This is a genomic window from Kocuria sp. MNB10 (genome assembly GCF_054073685.1).
This window is the reverse complement of the sequence record NZ_CM133411.1, coordinates 1,425,045-1,449,573: the sequence shown is the minus strand read 5'-3', so window position 1 is coordinate 1,449,573 and position 24,529 is coordinate 1,425,045. Positions and strand designations below refer to the sequence as shown.

At 70.2% G+C, this 24,529-nt stretch carries 17 protein-coding genes; 10 read left to right on the top strand and 7 right to left on the bottom strand.

Annotated features, from left to right (window positions below; all coding sequences use genetic code 11):
• The first annotated feature begins 71 nt into the window (after positions 1–71).
• The 4 genes from ACW9PK_RS06490 (at position 72) to ACW9PK_RS06475 (ending at position 6,366) form a co-directional block, all read left to right on the top strand.
• Positions 72–1,124, top strand: a complete 1,053-nt coding sequence (locus ACW9PK_RS06490) for a hypothetical protein (protein WP_239316977.1) — start codon at positions 72–74, stop codon at positions 1,122–1,124.
• A gap of 739 nt (positions 1,125–1,863) precedes the next feature.
• Positions 1,864–4,527: an excinuclease ABC subunit A gene (locus tag ACW9PK_RS06485; protein ID WP_457015356.1), complete on the top strand. Its 2,664-nt coding sequence runs from the start codon at positions 1,864–1,866 to the stop codon at positions 4,525–4,527.
• A 244-nt stretch (positions 4,528–4,771) separates the two neighbouring features.
• Positions 4,772–6,094: a VWA domain-containing protein gene (locus ACW9PK_RS06480; protein ID WP_457015355.1), complete on the top strand. Its 1,323-nt coding sequence runs from the start codon at positions 4,772–4,774 to the stop codon at positions 6,092–6,094.
• A gap of 71 nt (positions 6,095–6,165) precedes the next feature.
• Positions 6,166–6,366, top strand: coding sequence for a hypothetical protein (locus tag ACW9PK_RS06475; protein WP_144931944.1), 201 nt, complete (start codon positions 6,166–6,168; stop codon positions 6,364–6,366).
• A gap of 149 nt (positions 6,367–6,515) precedes the next feature.
• Here the strand turns inward: ACW9PK_RS06475 and ACW9PK_RS06470 are convergent, their stop codons facing one another.
• Both ACW9PK_RS06470 and ACW9PK_RS06465 read right to left on the bottom strand, forming a co-directional pair.
• Positions 6,516–10,124, bottom strand: a complete 3,609-nt coding sequence (locus tag ACW9PK_RS06470; protein ID WP_457015354.1) for a bifunctional proline dehydrogenase/L-glutamate gamma-semialdehyde dehydrogenase — start codon at positions 10,122–10,124, stop codon at positions 6,516–6,518.
• 134 nt (positions 10,125–10,258) lie between these two features.
• Complete coding sequence (locus ACW9PK_RS06465; protein ID WP_457015353.1) at positions 10,259–12,337, bottom strand: glycoside hydrolase family 15 protein; 2,079 nt, start codon at positions 12,335–12,337, stop codon at positions 10,259–10,261.
• Between the two features lie 192 nt (positions 12,338–12,529).
• Between ACW9PK_RS06465 and ACW9PK_RS06460 the strand changes: the two genes are divergently transcribed.
• The 3 genes from ACW9PK_RS06460 (at position 12,530) to ACW9PK_RS06450 (ending at position 14,643) form a co-directional block, all read left to right on the top strand.
• The gene (locus tag ACW9PK_RS06460; RefSeq protein WP_457017173.1) at positions 12,530–13,003 is read left to right on the top strand and encodes a DUF805 domain-containing protein; all 474 of its coding nucleotides are present in this window, start codon (positions 12,530–12,532) and stop codon (positions 13,001–13,003) included.
• Between the two features lie 339 nt (positions 13,004–13,342).
• Positions 13,343–14,032, top strand: coding sequence for a metal ABC transporter solute-binding protein, Zn/Mn family (locus tag ACW9PK_RS06455; protein WP_457015352.1), 690 nt, complete (start codon positions 13,343–13,345; stop codon positions 14,030–14,032).
• Positions 14,033–14,361: 329 nt separating this feature from the next.
• Entirely contained in the window at positions 14,362–14,643 is a 282-nt protein-coding gene (locus tag ACW9PK_RS06450) for a hypothetical protein (protein WP_193519133.1), read from the top strand.
• A 39-nt stretch (positions 14,644–14,682) separates the two neighbouring features.
• Here the strand turns inward: ACW9PK_RS06450 and ACW9PK_RS06445 are convergent, their stop codons facing one another.
• Positions 14,683–16,533, bottom strand: coding sequence for an NAD(P)-binding domain-containing protein (locus ACW9PK_RS06445; protein ID WP_457017132.1), 1,851 nt, complete (start codon positions 16,531–16,533; stop codon positions 14,683–14,685).
• Between the two features lie 586 nt (positions 16,534–17,119).
• On the opposite strand from ACW9PK_RS06445, the gene ACW9PK_RS06440 reads away from it, so the two are divergent.
• The 3 genes from ACW9PK_RS06440 (at position 17,120) to ACW9PK_RS06430 (ending at position 20,167) form a co-directional block, all read left to right on the top strand.
• Entirely contained in the window at positions 17,120–17,437 is a 318-nt protein-coding gene (locus ACW9PK_RS06440) for a metal-sensitive transcriptional regulator (RefSeq protein ID WP_457017130.1), read from the top strand.
• An 86-nt stretch (positions 17,438–17,523) separates the two neighbouring features.
• Positions 17,524–17,733, top strand: a complete 210-nt coding sequence (locus tag ACW9PK_RS06435; RefSeq protein WP_035960929.1) for a heavy-metal-associated domain-containing protein — start codon at positions 17,524–17,526, stop codon at positions 17,731–17,733.
• Entirely contained in the window at positions 17,720–20,167 is a 2,448-nt protein-coding gene (locus tag ACW9PK_RS06430) for a heavy metal translocating P-type ATPase (protein ID WP_457017128.1), read from the top strand. The genes ACW9PK_RS06435 and ACW9PK_RS06430 overlap by 14 nt, the downstream gene beginning before the upstream one ends.
• Positions 20,168–20,314: 147 nt before the next feature.
• Here ACW9PK_RS06430 and ACW9PK_RS06425 read toward each other — a convergent pair whose 3' ends face one another.
• The 4 genes from ACW9PK_RS06425 to ACW9PK_RS06410 all read right to left on the bottom strand — a co-directional run bounded on the left by ACW9PK_RS06425 (position 20,315) and on the right by ACW9PK_RS06410 (position 24,383).
• Positions 20,315–20,764 (bottom strand): hypothetical protein, encoded by a 450-nt coding sequence (locus ACW9PK_RS06425; protein WP_457017126.1) that lies wholly within the window; start codon positions 20,762–20,764, stop codon positions 20,315–20,317.
• Positions 20,765–20,844: 80 nt separating this feature from the next.
• Positions 20,845–21,486 (bottom strand): hypothetical protein, encoded by a 642-nt coding sequence (locus tag ACW9PK_RS06420; protein WP_239316959.1) that lies wholly within the window; start codon positions 21,484–21,486, stop codon positions 20,845–20,847.
• A gap of 63 nt (positions 21,487–21,549) precedes the next feature.
• Positions 21,550–23,214 (bottom strand): aminotransferase-like domain-containing protein, encoded by a 1,665-nt coding sequence (locus ACW9PK_RS06415; RefSeq protein WP_457017124.1) that lies wholly within the window; start codon positions 23,212–23,214, stop codon positions 21,550–21,552.
• Positions 23,211–24,383, bottom strand: coding sequence for an ATP-binding protein (locus ACW9PK_RS06410; RefSeq protein ID WP_167317909.1), 1,173 nt, complete (start codon positions 24,381–24,383; stop codon positions 23,211–23,213). Before ACW9PK_RS06410 ends, ACW9PK_RS06415 begins: the two co-directional genes overlap by 4 nt.
• Between the last annotated feature and the right edge of the window lie 146 nt (positions 24,384–24,529).

Here is a 24,529-nt window from a genome sequence, read left to right as displayed (position 1 = left end):
GATCACCCTAGCCCCGCACCGCGCCCTCGACCTCCCGTAGGCTTTCCCCACGACTGAGAAAGGCGGACGTCATGAGTGACTCACTGGATCCGGAGCTCGCCCGGGCCCTGCAGGAACCGGCGCGGCTGGTGCGCGCGGACCCTGCACTGCTGGACACGGTCCGCCAGGCGGGTTCCCCTGCCCAGGCGGAACTGATGCGCCGCGTTTCAGACGTGCGCACCGTGGAGGACCGGTACGCGGCGGCCGCCATGCTCGCCGCCCTCTTCGGCCACCGCGGCCCGCTGGACCAGGCCGCCCACGGCTACGGCAGCACCCCGCCGTCCGAACTGCTCGCGCTCGCGGACGTCCCGGCGCTCCAGCCCGCCCTGCGGGAATCCCTGTCCTCCCCCGTCCGCACCGGCCTGCTGGAGTGGGCCACCACCGCAAACCCTTCTCACCCGCCCCTCGAACTCGCCATGGCGGCCCGGGATCTCGGGCTGTCCGACGCTGCAGTGCTGCGTTCCGTCGCGGATCGCGCGGACCAGGTCGCCCACGACGCGGCACCCGCGCAGCGGGAGCCACTGGCCCGTTTCTCGGAGGTGCTGCGCGCGGCGGCGGACAACCCCCGGGACGGCGGAGCGGCGGCGTCGTCCGCGCCCGGTTCGATGCCGACGCCGCAGGGGCCCGTCGGCTCGCAGGGCCCCGCGGTCACGACCACCGGCATCCCGGCCTCCGAGATGCTGGGTGAGGACGAGCTGGACGAGCCCTCCCGGCCCGGACATCGCTACCCGGGCGAGGGTGTGCCCGTGCGCGACTCGATCGCGGGCCCCGGCGCCAACGCACCGCGGCAGATCTGGGAGCCGGGCAGCCTCTCGGCACGTCCCACCGGCGGCGAGTCCCAGGACGGGAACGACGCCGCCCACCCGGCCGGTCCCTCGGGCTCGCCCGACCGCCACGGACCGCCGGTGCCCCCGCGCGAACCGTCCACCAACGAGCTGTATTACGGCGTGGGCAGCGACCGGTACGCGGACCGGGACCCGGACAGCGAGCAGACCCGGGCCGAGGACCGCCACGTGGCCCGCAACTGGGCCATCGTGTTCGCAGTGATCGTGGCGGTCATCGTGGTGCTGGTGCTCCTGTTCTGACCGCTTCAGGACCGCCGACCCCCGCCGGGCCGGTAGGTTGGCCAGATCCGCCAGGCCCTGCCTGTTGCGCCACCCGATCGAGTCCAGCTGCCCGTCGGTGAGCGGCTCGGTCATCAGCGCGTAGTCGGAGACCGGGACGGTCTTGAGCCTGTCGCGCTCGAGCAGGGACGGGAACACGTTGGTGGCCAGCACGGCACGAGGCGCCCCCACGAGCCCGGCGTCGGTGCGGGCCACCACGCCGTCACCCGAGGTGTCCAGCTCGGTCACGCGGCTGTATTCGTGGATCTCGCCACCCAGCTCCGCGACCACCCGGGCCAGTGTGGCGGGGTGGCCTATGGCACACGCCCGCTTCCTCCGCCGCCCGGCGAGGTATGTGGGGAGTGGACCTGCCCACGCACCGCGCGCTCATCCAGGAAGACGCTGGAACCGTCCTCAGCATGGGGTTTGTTCAGCCACTGCACCCGGTAAGGCTCCACGGCCGGGTTGAGAATACCCGTGCGCTCGAAGTCCACGTCCATCCCATAGTGCTCAATCGGGGCGAGCGCAGCCCCGGTCCGGGTCGCTCTGCGGGGCGTTCGAGCAGTACTCGACCGCGCCCCGTGGTGATGGGCGGTCATGCGGCGCCCGCGGGGATGTCGACGGTGTTGAGGACGCTGTATGGCTGGTCGTCCCCCATGCCGGACACCGCCGAAGGGCAGGCCCGCTCCGCCTGACGGAACCCCCGGGTAGCGTGGACCAGGTGACTACTGAACAGAACGGCACCGCATCCTGGCAGCACGGCGTGGTGGTGCGCGGCGCGCGCCAGAACAACCTCCGGGACGTCTCCCTGGACCTGCCCCGGGACTCCATCGTGGTGTTCACGGGGGTGTCCGGCTCGGGGAAGTCGTCCCTCGCCTTCGGCACGCTGTTCGCGGAGTCGCAGCGACGCTACCTGGAGTCCGTGGCGCCGTACGCGCGCCGGCTGATCGACCAGGCGGGTGTCCCGGACGTGGACGTGATTGAGGGGCTGCCGCCCGCCGTCGCCCTCCAGCAGCAGCGCGGCGGGGGCGGAGCGCGCTCGGACGTGGCCACCGTGACCACGCTGTCGAGCCTGGTCCGGATGCTGTACTCTCGCGCCGGTTGGTACCCGCCGGAACAGGCCATGCTCTACGCGGAGGACTTCTCCGCGAACACCGTGCAGGGCGCCTGCCCCACGTGCCACGGGATCGGGCGGGTCTACGAGGTCACCGAGGACACCATGGTCCCGGACCCGTCGCTGACCATCCGTGAGCGCGCCGTCGCCTCCTGGCCCGTGGCGTGGGCGGGGCAGAACCAGCGGGACATCCTGGTCTCCCTGGGCTACGACGTGGACACCCCTTGGAAGGACCTGCCGAAGAAGGACCGGGACTGGATCCTCTACACCGAGGACCGCCCCACGGTGGGTGTGTACCGCGGTCTCACCCCGAACCAGACGCGCAGGGCCCAGCAGGAGGGTGTGGAGCCCACGTACCAGGGCACGTTCGTCGGAGCGCGGCGCTACGTGCTGGACACCTTCGCCAACGCGAAGAGCCCGAGCACCAAGAAGCGCGCGGCCCAGTACCTCACGAGCGAGCTGTGCCCGGAGTGCCACGGCAAGAAGATCAAGCACGAGTCCCTGTCCGTGACGTTCGAGGGCCTGGACATCGCCGAGTTCTCGCACCTGCCGCTCGCGCGCCTGGCGGAGATCGCGCGCTCCGTGACTGCCGAGGACTGGACCCCCGGCGAGGCGCAGCACCTGGAAGACCACGTGCTCGACGCCGAGACCCGCGCCGCCTCCACCGCCTCGCGGGTCGCGGAGGGCGGTGCCTCGCATGACGCCGCCCCGGACGTCCGGCGCACCCCGAACCTCTCCGTGGAGAAGCGGGCCGCCGCGCAGCGCCTCGCCGCGGACCTCGTGGCGCGGCTGCAGCCCATGATCGACCTGGGCCTGGGATACCTCTCCCTGGACCGCACCACGCCCACGCTCTCCGGAGGTGAGCGGCAGCGGCTGCGGCTGGCCACCCAGCTCTCCTCCCAGCTCTTCGGGGTGGTCTACGTGCTCGACGAGCCCTCCGCAGGTCTGCACCCCCGGGACCTGGACGCGCTCATCGGGATCCTGCACGGACTCAAGGACCGCGGCAACAGCCTGTTCGTGGTGGAGCACTCCCTGACCGTGATCCACGAGGCGGACTGGCTCGTGGACATCGGCCCGGACGCCGGCGAGCGCGGCGGGCGGGTGCTCTACAGCGGTAAGCCGAGCGGTCTCGCGGAAGTTCCCGAGTCCGCGACGCGCCGCTACCTCTTCGCCGAACATGCGCCGTCGACAGAGGCGCGCGAGCCCCGCACGCCGCAGGGGTGGCTGCAGCTCGAAGGCGTCACGCGCAACAACCTGCGCGGTCTGGACGTGAGCCTCCCCGCTGGGTGCCTCACCGCCGTCACCGGCATCTCCGGCTCGGGCAAGTCCAGCCTGGTCAGTCAGGCGCTGCCGGTGCTGGTGCGCGAGCGGCTGGGCCACGGCGGCCAGGAGGACACGGAGATCACCGGGGACCCGGAGTCGGACCTGCTGACGGCCGACGACGCCGCGGACGACGTGCGCGGGCACGTGGTCTCCCTGCCGGGGAGCGTGCGGCGCGTCGTCGTGATCGACCAGAAGCCCATCGGGCGCACCCCGCGCTCCAACGTGGCCACCTACACCGGGCTGTTCGACGCCGTCCGCAAGCTCTACGCCGCCACGGACGAGGCGAAACGGCGCGGTTACAAGGCCGGGCGGTTCTCGTTCAACGTGGCCGGCGGGCGCTGCCCCACGTGCGAGGGCGAGGGCAGTGTGATGGTGGAGCTGCTGTTCCTGCCGAGCATCTATGCACCCTGCCCGGACTGCCACGGCACCCGCTACAAGGTCGAGACCCTGGAGGTACTGTGGCGGGAGCGCTCCGTGGCGGATGTGCTGGCCATGAGCGTGGACGAGGCGCACACGTTCTTCGAGGGCGAGGACGCCGTCCACCACACCCTGGGCGTGCTGCGGGACGTGGGACTCGGCTACCTGCGGCTGGGCCAGCCCGCCACCGAGCTCTCCGGCGGGGAGGCGCAGCGGGTCAAGCTCGCCTCCGAGCTGCAGCGGGCCTCGCGCGGGGACACTCTCTACGTGCTGGACGAGCCCACCGCCGGACTGCACCCCGCGGACAGCGACCGGCTCATGAACCACCTGCAGGGGCTGGCAGACGCGGGCAACACGGTGGTCATGGCCGAGCTGGACATGCGCATGGTTGCCCAGGCCGATCACGTGATCGACATGGGCCCGGGTGCCGGCTCGGACGGCGGGCGGGTGGTTGTCGCGGGCACTCCCGCCGACGTCGCGGCGCACCCGGACAGCGCCACTGCACCGTACCTGCGGGCCGTGCTGGGCTGACCCGGCGGTCGGGCCGGGTGGTCTGCACGGGCAGGGGGATGGCCCGGCCCCAGCGGCGGCGCCAAACGGCGTCATGCCGCCGCGGCGTCGTCGAAACCTCGTAATGTTATCCCCGGGGAAGACGTCGTGTGTGCCACCTCACCACGGCGTGGGGACGCACCGCGGCCGCATCACTGCGGGCAGCGGGCTGGCTGTGCACCACCGCCCGCAGGGGCCGTGACGCACGAGACGGGGGAACACCGAGATGACCGATCCTGGAACGCACCGGCACCGCGGAGCGCACCGCGCCGAACGCCGCGGGCCGAGCGGAACGCTGCTGACCTGGCTGGCCCTGGGCCTGGTGGCCGTCCTGCTGCTGCTCGCCGCCGTCTTCCTGATCCCGCGCGGGGACGACGCCGCGAGCGAGAAACCCTCGGACGCGGCCTCGAGCGCCGCGTCCGGTGAGGCGAGTACGGCGGGTGGGGAGCCCGTCGTCGTCGCCCGCGCCAAGACCAGCGCGACCACCTGGTCCGCCGTGCTGCAGGACAGCAACGTGGAGCTGGGGCGCCCCCAGGAGGACGCCGGCACGCGCGAGCTGGTCTCCCGTGCGCTGGGCGAGGCCGAGAACGGGCGCGCGGATAAGGCCGCCACGGACGAGGCCTTGAAATTCCGTGCGCGCACGGAGGGCGACGCCGCGCCCGTGCGCAGTGCCGACGAGCGACTCGAGCAGCTCGTCAAGCACTCCACCGCGGCGACCACCGCCAGCCCGAGCCCACTGAGCCCCGCCCTGGCCGCGGGCGCGGCCTCCGGCGCCCCGCCGCGCAGCGCGACCGTGGTTTCTCGCGCGGAGTGGGACGCCTACCACTCCCGTAACGCGGACACGGAGCTCGTGGCGAGCACCCCCGGTGACGACGCCCCCACCGCGGACGACGCCGCCCTGCAGCAGGCGCTCGCCCAGTGGCAGCACCTGGCGGAACCGTTCCACGCACTCGTGGCGATCGACGCCTCCGGGTCCATGGGCGAGAAGGTGGACCAGGACGGCTCCACCCGCATGGATCTGACGAAGGCCGCCGCCGCGACCGCCGTGGAGCTGTTCCCCGAGCACGACGCCCTCGGCCTGTGGACCTTCCAGCGGCACCTGGACGGGGACAAGGACTACCGCTCCCTCACCCCGGTGCGCGAGCTCTCCGCGTCGGTGGACGGCGGCACCCAGCGGGACCAGCTCTCCCGGGACGTGGAGTCCCTGACCTACGCCCCCGACGGCTACACCGGCCTGTACGACACCACCCTGGCCGCCTACCGCGAGGTGCTCCACGAAGACGCCCCCGGGCATCTGCGCACGGTGATCGTCCTGACCGACGGCATGAACCACGACCCCGGCTCCATCTCCCTCGACAACCTGCTCACCATGCTCAAGGACGAGCAGGACCCGGACAACCCCGTGCGCATCATCACCGTGGGCATCTCGAAGGACGCGGACGAGGACGTCCTGAAGCAGATCGCGGAGGCCACGGGCGGCTCCTCGCACGTCGCCCGCACCCCGGAGGATATCCAGGACGTGTTCGTCAAGGCGCTCACGAGCGAGTGACCCGGTCCTCCGGCAAGCGCCAACCCGTTCGGCCAATACTCCCGTGCCCTGGCCCTCGGTACCGTGGAGACATGACTGCGCAGGCCTCACGACGGGCCCGGCTCTACTTCCCCGGCGCCCTCCTGGCCGTGCTGGCGGCGACTCTCCTCACGTTCACCGACGTCGCCTGGCGCGGTCTCATCGGGTGGGCCCTCCTGCTGGTGGCGGTGCTCGTGATGGTGACCGGTGGGCGGAGGTGGCGGCAGCAGAAGGAGAACACCAGGGGGCGGTGAATCTGAGGCGCGAAATGCCCCGGGGCCGGGAACCGCACCGTGGGCCGGGGAGCGGCGCACCGGGACCGCCCCTCACGGCACGAGCCGCACCCCCGTGGATCGGGAGCGCGACTCGTGGTCGGTCAGGCGTCAGGGGCGACGCCACCGGGTCACCGCACCAGCTCGTCCACCACCCGCTGCATGGACTGGCTATGGTTGCCGAAGCGGTGCATGGTGATGGACACGGCCTGCTCGGCCAGCATGTACATCATCTCCACGCGCCCGGCGCCCACCACGTCCTCGGTGATCAGGGCGATGTCCGGGTGCTCGGCGCGCACCGCGTAGAGGTCCTTGAGGTCCTCCTCGGAGCCGTCCCACGGGGAGATCACGCGGACGCGGGCGCCGTGGCGGACGTCCAGGGCGGCGTCGTCCAGGGCGCGCAGGTCCGAGAGCTGACCCAGCGGGCCCAGCGAGCCCGTGCCCAGGGCGTGCGCGAACTCCTCGTCCGTGGCAGGGTTCAGCACGGTGGCGAACAGACCGTTCACGGCGGCCGGCACCTCCGAGGCGGCGCTGAGCACCACCTGCGAGCCCGAGCGCACCGCCGCGAGACCCACGCGCAGGACGTCCGTGAGGGACGCACCCTCCTGGGCGCGGACCACCACGGTGCGGGGGCGGTAGCGGAACAGGTTGGCCTCGCTGAGCAGGGCCGTGGGGTCCTTGACCTGGCCGAACTCGCGCTGCCACTCGGACTGGTCGGCCTGCGCGGCGCGGCGCAACCACACGAGGTCCTCGTCCGAGATCAGCGGGGTCACGGCGTCCAGCGCGCGGTGCACGCACGGGTCCAGGACCCATGCACCGGCCGCGCCGCGGTCCGTGCTCGAGTCCGAGAACGGCGCCCGAGTCCACCGGCCCAGGGAAGCCAGGTAGTTCGGACCGCCGGCCTTCGCGCCGAGGCCCACGGAGGAGCGCTTCCAGCCGCCGAAGGGCTGGCGCTGCACGATCGCACCCGTGATTCCCCGGTTCACGTAGAGGTTGCCGGCCTGCACGGAGTCCACCCAGCGCAGGATCTCGTCCGCGTCCAGCGAGTGGATGCCCGCGGTGAGCCCGTAGTCCGTGGCGTTCTGCAGCTCCACGGCCTGTTCCAGGCTGTCGGCGGACATGAGCCCCAGGACGGGACCGAAGCACTCCGTGAGGTGGAAGAAGGACCCGGGCTTCACACCGGTGCGGATCCCGGGACGCCACAGCCGCCCGGAGTCGTCCAGCTGCTTCGGCTCGATGAGCCACTCTTCACCCGGCTCCAGCTGGGTGAGGGCGCGGCGGAGCTTGTCCGAGGGCTGCTCCACGGTGGGGCCCACCGAGGCCTGCAGGTTCACGGGCCAGTCCACCACCATGGAGGAGGCGGCGTCCACGAGCTGGCGGCGGAACCGCTCGGACGTGGCCACCGAACCCACCAGGATGCCGAGCGATGCCGCGGAGCACTTCTGCCCCGCGTGACCGAACGCGCTGGACACCAGGTCCCACACCGCCTGGTCACGGTCCGCGCTGGGCGTGATCACGAGCGCGTTCTTCCCGGAGGTCTCGGCCGTGAGGGGCCGCGCGGGATCCCACGACGCGAACAACTGCGCCGTCTCGTACGCGCCCGTGAGCACCACGCGCTCCACGTCCGGGTTGGAGATCAGCTGCTGACCGGCCTCCCCCTCCACGGGGGCCACGAGCTGCAGCACGTCCCGGGGCACACCGGCCTCCCACAGTGCTTCACACAAGGCGGTGGAGCAGCGCCGCGATTCGGGCGAGGGCTTGTGGATCACGGCCGAGCCCGTGGCCAGGGGCGCCACCGTAGTGCCCGTGGGGATGGCCAGCGGGAAGTTCCACGGCGGGGTCACCACGGTCACGGCGTGCGGCACGAAGTCCCCGCCGTCCACGGCGGCCAGCTCGAGCGCGCGCCGTGCGTAGTAGCGGCAGAAGTCCACCGCCTCGGAGACCTCCGGATCGCTCTGCCCCAACACCTTGCCCGTCTCCGCGCCGGCCACGGCCATGAGGTGACCGCGGCGCGCGGCCAGGATGTCCCCGGCGCGGTTGAGGATCTCGGCGCGCTCGCGAGCGGGCGTGGCGGCCCACCGCTGCCCCGCGGCCTTGGCGGTGGCGACGACGTCGTTCACGGCCTCGACCGCATCCCCCGAGTTCTCCTCGACGTCCCGCAGCAGCTCGGGGACCGCCAGCGATGCGTACCACTGTGGGTCCCCGATGCGTTCGGCGATCTCCTCCGCCCACTTCTGGTTGGCGGGGACGGAGACGTCCGTGTCCGGTTCGTTGCGGAACGGCTCGTCCAGGGGGATCGTGGGGGTCTCCCCCGCGGTTTCCGCGCGGCGGTCCTGCACGCGCCGCGGATCGAGCGCCCGGGGATCGTCCTCGAGGTCAGCGAGCGCCGCCCGGAACCGGGCCTCCTCGCGTTGGAAGACCCAGTTGTCCGGACCCAGGTCGAAGATCCCGGACATGAAGTTCTCGTTCGCGGAGTTCTCCTCGAGCCGCCGCACCAGGTAGGACACGGCGACGTCGAACTCCGCGGGCTTGACCGCCGGGACGTAGAGCAACAACTGGCCCACGTCCGTGGACACGGCCTCGCTCTGGGAGGTGGCCATGCCCTGGAGCATCTCGAACTCGATGCGGTCGGTGACACCGCGCTCCGCCGCGAGCAGGTGGGCGAACGCGATGTCGAAGAGGTTGTGCCCCGCGACCCCCAGGCGCATACCGCGCATGCGCTCGGGGTGGAACAGCCAGGTGAGCACGCGCTTGTAGTTGGTGTCCGTGGCCTGTTTGGACTCCAGCGTGGCCAGGGGCCAGCCGTGCATCTCGGCGTCCACGTTCTCCATGGCGAGGTTCGCGCCCTTGACCAGGCGCACCTTGATCTGTGCGCCGCCGTCCGCGACGCGCTGCCCGGACCACTCGGAGAGCCGCTGGATGGCGCCGAGGGCGTCTGAAAGGTAGGCCTGGATGACGATGCCGGCCTCGAGGTTCTTCAGCTGGGGCTTGTTCAGCAGCCGCTGGAACACCTCGATGGTCAGTTCGAGGTCTGAGTAGACCTCCATGTCCAGGTTGATGAACATCTTGCCGGTGCCCTTGGTGGCCGCGGTCTCGTACAACGGCAGCAACCGCTCGACCACGCGCTCGGCGGTGCGGTCGAAGCCCCAATGGGACAGTTGCGGTACCACGGAGGAGACCTTGAGGGAGACGTAGTCCACGTCCTCGCGGCGCAGCAGGCCCTCGGCGTCCGCGAGGTGCTTCTTGGCCTCGTCCTCACCGAGCACTTCCTCGCCCAGCAGGTTGATGTTGAGCCGGTGCCCGTGCAACCGCAGGGCCTTGACGGACTTGCCGAACGGGCCGGGGCGGGCGTCCACGACCATGTGTCCCACCATTTGCCGCAACCGGGTGCGTGCCGCGGGGACCACCACGGAGGGCAGCACGCCGGACAGCGCCGTGCCCGCCTGGATCTGGGCCCGGTCCGTGGCGGGCATGGACTGCGGGGTCAACGCCGCGATGTCCTGCAGGGCCTTGGCCGCAGCCTTGGTGTCCTCGGTGCGGACGACGCGATCCACGAATCCCACCGTGAACTCCAACCCGTTGGGGTCCTGGAGCACGGCGGCCAGACGGTCCTCCGCGGGGTTCTTCTGTGTGTTCTTCCGCTGGTTCTCCTGCGCCCTGAGCAGCCACGTGCGCACGAGGTCCACGGCGGGATCGGCGAGGGCGTGAGGATCGGTTCCGGTATTGACGGTGCGTGCCATTGCAACGCCTCCAAAGTCTCGGCCCGGGAAGGGTGCCGAGGCACTCCCTCGGCCACCAGCCGAGTCTCACCGGGCCCGGCGTGGCTGGTCCTCACACGCTATCGTGATCCCCACCACGGCGAAGAATCGCCGGCCTACGACCGATCGAGCTCCGTCTGCAGGATGTCCAGCACCCGGATGAGGTTCAGGTGGGCCTCCACCTGCGGGAAGTTGCCGGTGGCCCGGCGCTGGGACGGCGAATAGGTGGAGGGCAACAGACCCAGCTCGTTGGCGGTGCCGAGCACGAGGTCCGTGAGCCGCGTGGCGTCCCCCGTGTGACCGCACAGCGCCAGCTGCTCGGCCAACTGCAGGGTCGCGGACACGGACGGCACCGACTGCCCCGCGAAACCGTCCTGACCGATCGAGGACGCGAACGCCTCGGCGTCGTCCAGGTCGGTGAGCTGCGGGAGGTTGCGGTAGCGGTGCAGCAGCCCCGACCGGTCCGTGAGCTCCTTGCGGATGCGCGCCACGGTGCCGAGCATGCGTTCGTCGTCGTAGGCCACGAAACCCACCGTGGGCAGCTGCAACAGGGAGGCGTCCACGTCCGTGGAGCCGTAGTACTGCACGAACGAACCCACCTGGGGGTCGTAGCCGTTGGTCCAGATCTCGTGCGCGAGCTGGTCCCGGTGTTCCTCCCACGTCTCCACGTCCCCGGGCAGCCCGTGGATCCGCACGGCGTCCACGCCGGCCTGCAGCGCGGCCCACATCATCACGCGCGAGTGCGTGTAGTACTGGGGTTCGCCGCGCATCTCCCAGACGCCCTGGTCCTTCTCCTCGTAGTTGGCCACGACGGCGCGCAGCAACGCCTGCTGCAACGGCCAGGACAGGTGGTCCTCCTGCACGCCGCGCCGGCGCAGCATCTCGAACACCCGCAGCACGTGACCGGCCACGTCCGCCTGGTAGTGGTTGCCGGATGCGTTGCCCTCGCGCACCGGGCGCGATCGCTCGTAACCCGGCAGGTCCACGAGGCGTTCGCGGATCTGTCCGGAGCCGTCCAGCGTGTAGATGTTGGAGGGGTTGTCCACGTTCCCGGCCACGGCGCGCAGCAACCAGTTGCGCAGTTGCGCGGCCTCCCGGTCGTGGCCGTGGTCCAGCATGATCTCCAGCGCGGAGGCCGCGTCCCGGGGCCACGCGTGGCGGTGGTCCCAGTTGCGTTCCCCGCCCAGCACCTCCGGCACGGACGTGGTGTCCGCGGCGATCAGTCCGCCCGTGGCCTGGTGCATGAGCCCGCGCACCACGAGCAGGCTGCGGCGGATGATGTCCCCGGGGGCATCCTGGGTGCTCGTGAAGTGCACCGCCTCCTGGGCGTCGGCGTCCGCCGGGCGATCCCCGTGGCGCCCCACGTCCCGGCCTGACGCGGGCTCGCCCGCGTTTCTTCTTTCCGCCGACGACGCCGCCCACGCGCCGTCGTCCCCGTCCTCCGGGAGTTCGGGGTCCGTGAGCGGATCGTACGGTTCGTACAGATCCGTCCACTCCTGCCACAGGTTCAGCGTGGCCGTGAGGGTCTCATTGACATCCACCGCTTCCGGCGGGACGCCGTGGGACGGGAACCACGTGAGCGTGAAGTCCCTGGTCTGGCCTGCGGCCACCGTGAAGGAGCCCGCATGGCGCCGCTTGCTGCGGTCCGGGTCCGCCTCCGGCAGCGGGTCACCGTGGAACACCACGGAATCGGGGCCGGCCATGCCCACGAGCACGGACTCCGCGACCGCGCCCTCCTCCGATTCCTCCTCGAGCACGTCAAAGCGGCTCAGCCACGGGACCGACGAGCCGTAGTTGAAGCGCAGCCGCAGGTCCTGGAACATCTCGACCTCGCCCGTGAGGCCCTCCACCCGGCGGATCAGTTCCGTGCGGGAGTTCAGGGGCATGAAGTCCGTGACCCGCACCGTGCCGGTGTCCGTGGTCCACACGGTGTGCAGCACGAACGTGTTCTCCGCGTAGAACCGCTCCACCGCGGTGACGCCGGGCAGCGAGAGGTCCACAGCGGCGTCGTCGTTGACCGCGCAGTACGGCGCCAGCAACCAGCGGCCGTGGTCCGGGGTGCCCAGCAGCGCCGCGAACAGCGCGGGCGAATCGAAGCGCGGGACGCACCACCAGTCCACCGAGCCATGACGGGAGACCAACGGCCCGCTGCGCATGTTGGAGAGCAGGGCGTAGTCCTCGATCTTGGAAGCCATGGACCCAGAATCCCATAAACGCCCCCGGCGGCTCACGCCGCACGGAACTCTGGCCGTTCGGCCAGTGCCCGCTGGGCGGGTCCCCGATACCGTGAATGCTCCATCCAGTTCCGTCCGACGGCTCCGGGGCCCGGGCCCCCTCGACCCGGCGGACGCCACCGCGACCGATGCAGGAGGACACCACCCGTGACCATGCCCTACCAGCCAGCGTTTCGCGCCACCCAGCCCGGCGAGCGCGTGGGCCCCCTGAAGGCCCTGCGCAACTTCTTCGGCAGGGGCTTCCAGTTCTCCGGCCGCGCATCCCGTTCCGACTACTGGTGGATCACCCTGTACGCCGCGCTGCTGTCCTGGGGCGGCAACTATGCTGACGACCACGATTACTTCAGCGGACCCCTGACCGACGGACCCGAGTGGATCGCCGTGGTCTACCTCCTCCTGGCCCTCGCGATGCTGGCTGCTGCGATCCTGTGCGTGGTATTCGGGATCGCGCTGTCCGTCCGGCGACTGCACGACGCCAATCTCTCCGGGCTCTGGTACCTCCTGATCCTGGTCCCCTTCCTGGGCGCTCCGGCACTGCTCATCCTGGCGCTGCTGCCCCCGGGCCCGCGGGGCGTGCGCTTCGACAACCAGCTCCTGCCTCAGGCACCGGGCGCGGGCCCTCGCTGAGCGGTTTCTTCAGCCACAGCACATGGACGCACAACGGGCCCGGCAGCACCATGCGGTCAGTGCCTCCCCACTGCCACCCGGTGGCGCCACACCTCGCAGCGCGTGCCCAGCACCCGCCCCGCCCCTCAAGTTCGGCACACCGAATATGTACGATTCAACATGGCGGAGGTGCGTCCTGGTGGGACGTCGGCTCGGGGGGAGAGCAGCGGTGGTGGCCGTGGTCGGAGTGCCGGGCCTGAGCGGGTGCGCGCAGTCTGGAGGCACCGAGGCGCCGGGCGCCTCCGGCGCAACAAAGTCCGGCAAACCCACGGTCCTGGCCGCCTTCACGGTGCTCGCGGCATGGCCCGGGTGGTTGGCGGTGAGCACGTGACCGTGGAGTCCGTGACCAGGCCCGGGGCGGAGATCCACGACTACGAGCCCACCCTCACGGACGTGGGCAAAGCGTCTGGTGCCCAGCTGGTCCTGGACAACGGGCTCGGCCTGGAGGGCTGGCTCGGGCAGTTCGTGGCCTCGGCCAACGTGCCGCACGCGGTGGTCTCCGAGGGCGTTCCCACGGTGGACATCGCGGACCAGCCCGGAACACCCAATCCCCACACCTGGATGAGCCCTACGAACGGGCAGCGCTACGTGGACACCATTGCGACCGCCCTGAGCGACCTCGATCCCGAGCACGCCGCGCAGTTCCGGGAGAACGGCGACAGGTACAAGGAGCAGCTGGACGAGGTCCGCACGGACCTACGGGAACGGCTGGACCGGGTCCCCGCGAACCAACGCGCACTGCTCACGTGCGAGGGCGCCTTCTCCTACTTCGCGCGGGACGCCGGACCGAGCGAGCATTACCTCTGGCCCGTGAACTCCGAACAGGAGGCGGGTCCACAGGAACTGCGCTCGGCGATCGACACCGTGCGGCAGAACCACGTCCCGGCGGTGCTCTGCGAGTCGACCGTCTCGGACCGGCAGATGCAGCAGGTGGTCGAGGCCACGACCGAGGTGGTGACGGGGTCCTCGGACCACTCCCCCAGGTTCTAGATGGCCCGCAGGTAGTTCTGGTGGCTCACCGAGAGCTTCGCGACCGACATGGTGGGAGACTCTAGCAAGGCAGAAAACCTCTCACCGAGCAACCGGACGTCATGCAGGCGCTCCACGGTGCGTCCTGGCGCGGGAAGTTCATGTCGTGTGCATACACTCCGGTAGACCACCCGCTTGGGTGGAAGTCACACTACCCTGTCACCGCCCCGCCAGGCGGTTTACAGGTGGAGCGGAGGGCCTGCCTGCTGCCCCCTCATGAACCGACGTCGAGCCCCCTCGGGACGACCGCCGTCGACCCCTCTTCCCCCGTTCCCGCCCGCGTACCGGGCGTGCCGCTCGACGCCGTGGCCCGCGCCGCCACGAGGGGCATCCAGATCTACCCCTCCGTGGCCTCCGCGCAGTTCAGCATCACTGGCAGCCCTCGGGCCCCCGAGCTCACGGTCACGCTGGTCTTCACTCCCGCCCTGGAGAACCAGCGGATCAAGGACGAGATCCGCTACGAACTCATCCCGGGGCTGGAAGTCATCATCGGCGCCCCGTTCGCCCGGGTGACGCTGGACTACACGGATGCAGCGCCCGCCCTCACCCCGGCGCCCGAGACCACCGCCTGACGGAGTGGCGGGAGCCGCCCTTCGACCCCTTTCTCGCGGTCACCGCACATGGTGCGATTCCTGCAGCTGATAGACGGGCGTGTCCATCCCCAGCTCCCGGGCCTTGAGCTGCAGCGCGAGGTACTTCGAGTAGTGGCGGGACTGGTGCAGATTGCCACCATGAATCCACAACTGCGGCACCGCTGTGGGCTTCCACATGTTGCGCAGCTCCCCTTCCCAGGGACCGGGGTCGCGGGTCGTGTCCGAGCCGTACCCCCAGCACTTGCCCACCGCGTCGGCAACCTCCGGCGAGACGAGATCCGCGAGCCACGCGTTCATCGATCCGTACCCGGTCGCATAGACGAGCAGGTCCGCGGGAACCAACCGGTCGCCGTCGACGACCACCCCCTCCGGCACGATCTTGGTGACCTGACCGCGCTCCAGCTGGATCCGGCCGTCGATGATCAGCTGCGATGCACCCACGTCGATGTAGTACCCGGATCCGCGCCGCAGGTACTTCAAGAACAGGCCTGAGCCGTCCTCGCCGAAGTCCAACTCGAAGCCGGCGTCGGTGAGCGCACGGTAGAAGTCCGCGTCCCGCTCAGCCATCTGCTCGTACACAGGAATCTGCGCAGCCGGCAGCAGCCGGTACGGCCACGAGGCGAAGAGCATGTCGGCCTTCTCCGTGGTCACCCCGTTCTCCAGGGCCTCCTCCGAGTACAGCGCGCCCAGCGCCAGCTCCCGCAGGGAGTCGCTGCGAGAGATGTGCGTGGAGGAACGCTGGATCATCGTGACCTCGGCGCCCTTCTCCCACAGGGCCGCCGCGATGTCGTGGGCCGAGTTGTTCGACCCGATGACCACAGCGTGCCTGCCCTCGACGTCCTCTTCCCCACCCGTGAACTCGGAGGAGTGACCCTGCCACCCGGCGAAGTCATCGGCGCCCTCGAAACGGGGGATGTTCGGGTAGCCGGAGACACCCAGCGCGAAGACGAGCTGGGTGGGGTGCAGGATGACCTCCTCGCCACGGCGGTCCACCCGCACGGTCCACGTGCCCGCGCCCTGGTCGAACTGCGCGCCCAGGCACCGTGTGCCAGCCCAGTAGTCGAGTTCCATGATGTCCACGTAGTGTTCGAGCCAGTCCCCCATCTTGTCCTTCGACGGGAAGATCGGCCAGTCGTCGGGGAAGGGCAGATAGGGCATGTGGTCGTACCAAACCGGGTCGTGCAGGTGCAGCGACTTGTAGCGTTTGCGCCACGAGTCACCCGCCCGCTCGTTCTTCTCGACGACAATCGTCGGCACGCCGACACGTCGCAGCCGCGCGGCGAGCCCGATACCCCCCTGACCCCCGCCGATGATCAGCACGTATGGCTGCTCGTCGAAACCGAGCCGGGCGTCCCGCTCCGCCCGGGACTCCTTCCACGTCTTGCGTCCCCGGGTGATCTCGTGGGTGACGCCGAGCTCACGGCGGGGGCCCTTCTTCTCCTCGTGCCCCGTCAGTTCCTGCAGGGTGGTCAGCAGTGTCCAGCAACGCCCGTCCACGAGCCTCACGTGAGCCCAACCACGCCCGGCGGCGGTCATGAAGTTGAGCCATGCCTCTGCGTTCTCGGCCGTGCCCGATGCGGGCTCGGCGAGCTGCCAATCGTGCGGATCGACCGTCGGCAGCTGGGCATGGAGCATCGCCGCGATCTCATCGAAGTCTTCGAGCGTCTTGAGGTTCCATGTGAATGCCACGAAGTCACGCCAGTAGCAGTCCTCGGCGAAGAGTTCCCGCAGCGCGTCCTCGTCGTGCGCACGGAGTGCCCGGTCGAAGGCAGCGAGCCACTTCTCGACGGCGCTGCTGGCCGCTTGCGGATCATCACTCACTGCGGAGCTCTCGCCGGGATCGGTTGCATGATCGTGGGTCTGAGTCATGTCACTTCCTAATGTGGCTGAGCTATGATTTGTGTCACACTAGCGCGCTTCACCCGCGGACAACACCGGGCAGGACGAAAGCCCTGGGTCGCCACGATCTCCAGCGATCCGGTCTGCCGACCGTGCGTCCGGATCTGCGAGTGGATGACGACGACGCCGCCCGCACCGCGAAGCCCCATGGCACCAAGGCGTGCAGAGGCCTGCCTCCCAGAACACGAGAGCCTCGAGGTTGGCCCGGGCGGCCCCCACTGCACGTCGGCACCGTTGACCGCCCCGGTAACGTGGGGGTTTTTTGCATAACGAGCCCCTCCGGCCCATCGGGACCGTCGCGCGACGAGATCACACGAAGGCCGGTGCGCCCCCGGCCTGACTCCGGCGGTCACGCCAACGCCCCTCACGCCCGCCAGCCAACAGTCCCCCCATGGACCCAGCCCGCCCTGAGACCCGCCGGGCGCGCGCGGCCACCGCCACGGCCAGCACAACCGAGATGACCGACCTGCTGCGCACCTCGATGCGCACCGTCCTGCACCCGCACGTGTCCACCACCACATTGCCACAATACCCCCCTAGGGTATAACTTTGAGGCATGAGCGCTTCCGAGACCCCGTCCCCCGGCTACACCCAGGACAAGGCGGCTTATGCCCGCCGCCTCAAGCGCATCGAGGGTCAGGTGCGCGGTGTGCAGCGGATGATCGACGAGGACACCTACTGCATCGACGTCCTCACCCAGATCTCCGCCATCCAGTCCGCCCTGAAATCCGTGAGCCTGGGGCTCATGGAGGAGCACCTGGGTCACTGCGTCAAGCACGCCGTGGAGGCCGCCCACGACTCCGGGGACCCCTCGGACATGGACGCCAAACTCGCGGAGGCCAACGCCGCGATCGCCCGGCTCGTCAAGAGCTGAGCGGGCGCCGTCGGCCCACGCCGCGGCCACCAGGACTTCGGGCCGTACGGCCCGGCAGGAGAATCACGAGCATTGAGGAGAATCCCATGAACACCACCGTCAACGTTTCCGGCATGACCTGCGGACACTGCGTCGCCTCCGTGAAGGAGGAACTGGCCGAGGTTCCCGGCGTCACCTCCGTGGCCGTGGACCTCAACGCCGGCGGCGTCTCCCCCGTGACCATCGAGAGCTCGCGCGAACTGACCTCGGACGAGATCTCCGCGGCCGTGGAAGAGGCCGGGTATGCCGTCGTCTGAACCAGCTACGGCCGAACCGCAGGTGCACGGGCCGCTGCGTGATCTGGACCTGCAGATCACGGGCATGACGTGCGCGTCCTGCGTGGGACGGATCGAGCGGAAGCTGCGCAAGATCGACGGCGTGGATCCCGCGGTCAACCTGGCCCTGGAGTCCGCGTCCGTCAAGGTCCCCGGGAACGTCTCCGACGAGCAGATCCTGGACACCATCCGCAACGCCGGTTACGGCGCCGAGATCACGGGTGGGGACCGCGTGCAGCGGGCCTCCGCTCCTGCCGAAACGCCCAGACAAGCCGACGACGCCGCTCACGCGGGTACGCGGGGCGGGGCGTCATCGGCGCTCGGGACGACCGACGCATACCCCCGCGGGCATGCGTCCTCGGAGACAACCCCCGAGCGAACCGCCGAGGAGACCCTGCGGGCCGAGAACGAGCACCGGGATCCCGCGCTCGAGACCACCCCCGCGCAACGGCGGATGAGCGACCTCAAGAAGCGGTTCATCGTGGCCGCGGTCTTCTCCGTGCCGGTCTTCGTGATCTCCATGGTCCCCGGCGCGCAGTTCCCCCACTGGGGCTGGGTGGCCGCGCTGCTGACACTGCCCGTGGTCACGTGGGCGGCCTGGCCTTTCCACAAGGCCACCGCCGTGAACGCGCGCCACCTTTCCACGACCATGGACACCCTGGTGTCCCTGGGCGTGACCGCGGCCTACCTGTTCTCGCTGGGCCACCTGCTCGTGGAACCGGACATGACCGCCCACGCCGATCCGGGCATGGCCATGGACATGTCCAGCCATCAGCTGTACTTCGAGTCCGCGGCCATCATCACCACGTTCTTGTTGCTGGGCCGCTGGCTCGAAGCGCGCGCCAAGTCCCGCTCGGGTGAGGCGCTCAAGGCGTTGCTGGACCTCGGCGCCCAACAGGCCACCGTGGTGGATCAGGACGGCACCGAACGCACGGTGCCCGTGTCCGAGCTGCGCGTGGGGGACACCTTCACGGTGCGCCCGGGCGAGAAGATCGCCACGGACGCCGTGGTCGTGGAGGGCGAGTCCGCCGTGGACGCCTCCATGCTCACCGGGGAATCCGTTCCCGTGGAGGTGGGCCCGGGGGATGAACTCACGGGTGCCACCGTGAACACCACGGGTCGTCTGCTGGCGCGGGCGACCCACGTGGGTGCGGACACCGTGCTCGCCTCCATGAGCCGAACCGTGGCGCGCGCGCAGGCCACCAAGGCCCCCGTGGCGCGTCTCGCGGACCGGATCTCTGCCGTGTTCGTGCCCGTGGTCATGGGTATCGCGGTGCTGACCTTCGCGATCTGGTGGCTCGTGTCCGGGGAACTGAACCAGGCGTTCGTCGCGGCGGTCTCCGTCCTGGTGATCGCGTGCCCGTGCGCCCTGGGTCTGGCCACCCCCACGGCCATGCTGACCGGGACCGGGCGCGGCGCTCAGCTGGGCATCCTGATCACCTCCGCGGAGGTACTGGAGGACACCCGCTCGGTGGACACCGTGGTACTGGACAAGACCGGGACCGTGACCCACGGGGACATGGCGGTGACCACCGTGACCCCGGTGAACTCGTGGTCGCGGGATCAGGTGCTGGACCTGGCCGCGGCCGTGGAGAGCTACTCCGAGCACCCGATCGCCCAGGCGATCACCGCAGCCACGCCCCACCGCTACGAGGTCTCCCACTTCGAGTCCGCCCCGGGCGGCGGCGTCAAGGGGTACGTCCCGGACGGCATGAACGCGCGCGCCGTCGTGGTGGGCCGGGAAGCCTGGCTCGCCCAGAACGGGATCCGGCTGACCGAGGACGAGTCCGAGGCCCTGCGCCGCGCCCGTGAGGACGGTTTCACCACCATCCTCGTGGCCGTGGACGGGCGGGTGGCCGGGTTCATCGACCTGCAGGACACCGTGAAGGACGAGGCGCCGGCCGCGATCTCGGAACTCCAGCGGCTCGGGCTGCGCCCGGTGCTGCTCACGGGGGACAACGCCGCCGTGGCCCGTTCCGTGGCCGCCCACGTCGGGATCGCCCCGGAAGACGTGATCGCGGACGTCACCCCGGACGGCAAGGTCCAGGCCGTGGAAGAGCTACAGTCGCAGGGCCGTGTGGTGGCCATGGTGGGTGACGGCGTCAACGACGCCCCCGCCCTGACCCGCGCGGACCTGGGCATCGCCATGGGTTCCGGCACGGATGCCGCCATGCAGGCCGCGGACATCACCGTGGTGCGCAGTGACCTCACGGCCATCCCGCTGGCGATCAAGCTCTCCCGCCAGACGCTGCACATCATCAAGTCCAACCTGTTCTGGGCCTTCGCCTACAACACCGTGGCCATTCCGGTGGCGGCCCTGGGGTTGTTGAACCCCATGATCGCCGGCGCCGCCATGGCCTTCAGCTCGGTGTTCGTGGTGCTGAACTCATTGCGGCTGAAGCGGTTCGCGCGCTGAGTGCGCTCGACGTGCCGAACGGCCGCACGGCACGGGTCAGGCGACCAGAGCCGCACGGCACGGGTGACACGACATGAGAGAGCGAGGCCCCGGGGAACCAGTGGTTCCCCGGGGCCTCGCTCTGTATGGGAGCCCTACATGCTGCGGTCAGCGAGCGCTCGAGCCCGGCTCCTCGCCCTTGGTGTCCGGGCGCACGCGCTGGCCGAACTGGGGTTCGTCGGTGGTTGCCGCCCCCGCAGCACCGCCGGTACCGGACGACGTCGCCGCCGAACCTTCCCCGCGCGCCTGTTCGGCCTGCCGGCGGGCCTTGTTCTCCGCGTACAGCTTGGCGGAGGACCGGTTCACGCCGGTGCCCTGACCGAGCTCTTCCGCGTTGGGCTTCTCGAGCAGCATGAGGGTCGCGCACACCACCACGGAGGCGATGAACGCGATGCCCGCCGCGATCAGGCCCAGGCCCATCCGGGCGGCGTTGTCCGTGCCGCCCGCTGCTACCACGGACACCACCACGAAGGCCACGACCGCCAGAACGGCTGAGATGATCAGGGGCCCCTTGATATCGGTTCTGCGCCGGCCATTGTGCTCAGTGCGCTGGGCCACGTGATTCCTCCTGGCGGTGGTCGGGGTGTGGGGCGGGGGTAGGGGATCCGCCCGCGAGTTCAACGTGTCAGTGTACGCGTTCAGGCCGTACGGCCTGGGTCCGTCAGAGCCTTGTCCGCTGCGCGCGCATCGTGGCGCAGGCTCAGTGCGGCGATGAGCTGGGTGACGCCGACGATGATGGCCGCACCGCCCACCACACCAAGTTCTGCCTTGGTTCCGAGGGTCTCCACGAGCACCATACCCGTGGCCGCGAACACGGTCACCACGCCGCACAGCGTCCAGTCACGACCCAGCGGGAACTGGCCACGGAAACGCATGCCCAACACCAGTTCGGTGATCCCGCACAGACCCAGGATCACGGCGGAGAACAGGACGAAGAGCCAGTCACTGCTCGCAACCACCGCGGTGAGCACCCCGCCCAGGACGTACAGCACACCGTAGGACTGCGGGATATTCCGGCTCGGGCCCAGGTCCACGTCCTCGCGGCGGTTCAGCCGCAGCTGCAGGAAGATCGCGGAGACGCCCGTTCCCACCAGGAAGAACGCCATGACCCACCGGCCCGCCCCGAGGGACGGTTCCTGCCAGAAGACGGTCACCGCCGCGAAGATCAGCGCCACCACGGCGCGCAGCAGGGTGGGTCCCCACAGGTCGTGGCGCACGTCGGCCCCGCGGGACCTGCCGCGGTCCTGCCCGCCGTGCGGTGCGGAAATCTGTTGGGGCACGCCGAGAACTCCTGAATCTGCCGGGGATGTCCCGCCCAGTCTAACGAGCTTCCCTGGACGGGTTCAGGGCTCGCCCAGCACCTCCCGCAGCACCCGGGCACCGCGTTCCACGTCCCGGTCCGGCGCGGTCAGGCCCAGCACCACCCCGCCCCGTTCGTCGGATCCCCGGTGCGCTTCCGCCAGCGACGACGACGCCCCTGCCCCACCACGTTCACCACCCTCGCGGCCCTGCCCCGTCCAGTACTCGCCCAGGGCACCCACGAGGACCCCGCGGCGTCGTGCGCGCTCGATCGTGGCGTCCTCGTCCGGAACGGCGAGCACCGCGTGGGCACCGCCGGCCATGGGCAGAACACTCACGTGCGGGAGGCCGCCGAGGACGTCGGAGAGCAGCGAGCGGCGTCGTCGGAAGGAACGGCGCATCCTGGCCGTGTGGCGCTGGAACTCCCCCGAATCCACGAACCGCGCGAGCGCTTCCTGGGCGATGAGCGAGACGGGCGAACCCAGCTCCGCACGCGTGCGTGCAAGGTCCGGGAGCAGGGAATCCGGGGCCACGAGGTGCCCCACGCCCACGGAACTGCCGAGCACCTTGGCGAAACTACCCAGGGTCACCACGGTGTCCCGGGCGGTGTCCAATGCCCCGAGGGCGGGCAGGGGTTGGGCGCTGTGGCGCAGTTCGGAGTCGTAGTCGTCCTCGAGTACGAGCGCGCCGTGCTCACGGGCCCACGCGAGCAGTTCCATCCGGCGCGTCACGGGCATGGTCCCGCCCAGCGGGTACTGGTGTCCGGGCGTGAGCACGATGGCGTCCGGCGCGGGGGCGACGTCCCACCGCCCCGCCCCACCCCACCACCCGCTGGGCAGATGCTCGGGCACGAGACCGTGCTCGTCCACCCCCACCGGCAGGGCGATGTGCCCGAGCGCGCGCACCACACGACGAAGCGCGGGGTACCCGGGATTCTCCACGGCCACGCGCAGCCTCCTGCCGCGCGCGAGCCCCAGCACCCGCAACGCGAGCTGCAACCCGTCCCGCACGCCCGCAGTGACGAGGATGTCCTCGGGAGAACGCACGATCCCGCGATTGAGCCGCAGGTAGTCCGCGAGGTGGTCCCGCAGATCGGTGCGCAGGGTGCGCCCCGTGGCGACGCCGCTCGCCGCGTCCCGCCACGCCCCGCGCCACGCGGGGGTGTCCAGGGACGTGATGGTGCTCTTCCCAGGGCGCAGGTCGATCATCTCGGGCCGCACCGCGGACCGACGGGCCGTGCGCTGCGAAGTGGGAGCGGGCGACGTCGTCGGGGCGGGAATGCCCGCGGCCGGTATGTCAGCACGAGGCGACGTGGGGGTGGAATGCTGTCCGACGCGGGGCGACGCCGCGGCGTCGCCCCCGGGCACCGGGCCGGACGGGCGGGCTCGAGGAGCATCGGCGGTCGCAGCGGCAGCACGGGCAACGGGCCCTGTATCGCGCCGCATTTCCAGATGCGGGGTGATCCGCGTGGCACCGCGATCGGCCACGAGGTAGCCCTCACCCGCGAGGACGTCCCACGCGGACGTGACCGTTCCGCGCGAGATTCCCAACCGGGCGGCCAGGGCCCGGGACGAGGGCAGGGGGTCGCCCGGGCGCAGCACCCCGCGCGCCACGAGCTCGCGGATCTGCCGCACGAGCTGCTCCCCCAGACCCGTGCTCGCGGTGCGATCGACGGTCAGGGGGAGGTCGGTGTCCCTGGCGTGCCTCATTCCCGGGACTGCCGGGCGATGAAGCCGGCCATGCCGGGAACGGTGAACGCCACCTGACCGTGATCGGGAGCGTAGATCATCCCCTTCTGGATCAGTTGCGCTCTTGTAGGGCCCAGACTGCTGGCCTTGGTACCGAGCCGGGCTGCGAGTTCACCCGTGCGGGAGGGGCCCGCACCGTCCACCGCCATGACGCTCATGTACTCGCGCTCCTTGGGCGTCGCCCTGCCCCAGCGGGCCGGGAAGAATCCGGAGTCCAGTTGCGCCCACCCCTTCTCGATGGCCACCCTCGAGTCCTCGAGCGTGAACGGCGTGGTCGGTGCGACTTCCCATACTGCTTTCCCGAACTCCTGGATGAAGTACGGATAACCACCCGACGCCGCGACGATGGCGTTCAGCGCCTCGGTGTCGAATTCGGCGCCCACGTCCTTGGCCGGGCGTGCCACCGCGTATCGCGCTTGCTCCGGGTCCAGCGGTCCGATGACCCGGTAGTCGAAGAGTCTTTCCGCATAACTGCGTGTGGCGCTCAGGATCGTGGGAAGGTTCGGCAGACCGGCGCAGATCACGTAGAACGGCCAGTCACGCTGGCCCGCGATGTGCTGGACCGTGACGATTGCGCTCATCATGTCCGGGTCTAGGTCCTGCATCTCGTCGATGAACAGGCCGAATGCGCTGTGCTGTGCCTTCAGTGGTTCACTGAGATCCTCGACCAGCTCTTCCACATCGATGTCGATCCGCCCGGACTGCGCGCGTACGGGATGAAGATCGACACTGGCCGAGACACCGCTCGTCCCCACGGAGACACTGAAGGACTGGATGGTCGTGAGCGCATCAGCGAAGAACTGACCGGGGTGACGGCCGAGATGACGCCGAGCCGCCACCACGAGTTCCCGGGCGAACCTGTCTCTCACGTCCTGCCTGCCCCGAGCCTCCGCCCGCCCCTCCAGTTGGACGGTGAGCCAGCCGTGATTGTCCGCGTGCGCACGCAGGACGTTGAGCAGGACGGTCTTTCCGACTCCGCGTAGACCCGTGAGCACCATGCCCCTGTTGGGGCGGTGGAGCTTGGCGCGCGCGATCATGAGGTCGAAGGCGGAAATCTCTGCCTCCCGGCCACTGAGCACCTTGGGACGCAGCCCGGATCCGGGGCTGTAGGGGTTGGCTGCGAGGTCCATGTACCGAAGTGTAAAGCATTATATAAATATTTTTATACTTACTTAGATTTCGATAGCGTCTCGATCGACGGCTACCAGAGGCCGCGGGTTAAGTGCCGGTCGTCGCGTAAGTGGACCACTTCATTTCTTCGATTTTGGCTCTGTCA

Bases quoted from the DNA above. Each gene is read 5' to 3' on its own strand.
- ACW9PK_RS06465 (WP_457015353.1), bottom strand. From the start codon at position 12,337: ATGGCTTCCAAGATCGAGGACTACGCCCTGCTCTCCAACATGCGCAGC.
- ACW9PK_RS06475 (WP_144931944.1), top strand. From the start codon at position 6,166: ATGACTGCGCAGGCCTCACGACGGGCCCGGCTCTACTTCCCCGGCGCC.
- ACW9PK_RS06440 (WP_457017130.1), top strand. From the start codon at position 17,120: ATGAGCGCTTCCGAGACCCCGTCCCCCGGCTACACCCAGGACAAGGCG.
- ACW9PK_RS06410 (WP_167317909.1), bottom strand. From the start codon at position 24,383: ATGGACCTCGCAGCCAACCCCTACAGCCCCGGATCCGGGCTGCGTCCC.
- ACW9PK_RS06490 (WP_239316977.1), top strand. From the start codon at position 72: ATGAGTGACTCACTGGATCCGGAGCTCGCCCGGGCCCTGCAGGAACCG.
- ACW9PK_RS06435 (WP_035960929.1), top strand. From the start codon at position 17,524: ATGAACACCACCGTCAACGTTTCCGGCATGACCTGCGGACACTGCGTC.
- ACW9PK_RS06480 (WP_457015355.1), top strand. From the start codon at position 4,772: ATGACCGATCCTGGAACGCACCGGCACCGCGGAGCGCACCGCGCCGAA.
- ACW9PK_RS06445 (WP_457017132.1), bottom strand. From the start codon at position 16,533: ATGACTCAGACCCACGATCATGCAACCGATCCCGGCGAGAGCTCCGCA.
- ACW9PK_RS06430 (WP_457017128.1), top strand. From the start codon at position 17,720: ATGCCGTCGTCTGAACCAGCTACGGCCGAACCGCAGGTGCACGGGCCG.
- ACW9PK_RS06470 (WP_457015354.1), bottom strand. From the start codon at position 10,124: ATGGCACGCACCGTCAATACCGGAACCGATCCTCACGCCCTCGCCGAT.
- ACW9PK_RS06460 (WP_457017173.1), top strand. From the start codon at position 12,530: ATGCCCTACCAGCCAGCGTTTCGCGCCACCCAGCCCGGCGAGCGCGTG.
- ACW9PK_RS06455 (WP_457015352.1), top strand. From the start codon at position 13,343: ATGGCCCGGGTGGTTGGCGGTGAGCACGTGACCGTGGAGTCCGTGACC.
- ACW9PK_RS06415 (WP_457017124.1), bottom strand. From the start codon at position 23,214: ATGAGGCACGCCAGGGACACCGACCTCCCCCTGACCGTCGATCGCACC.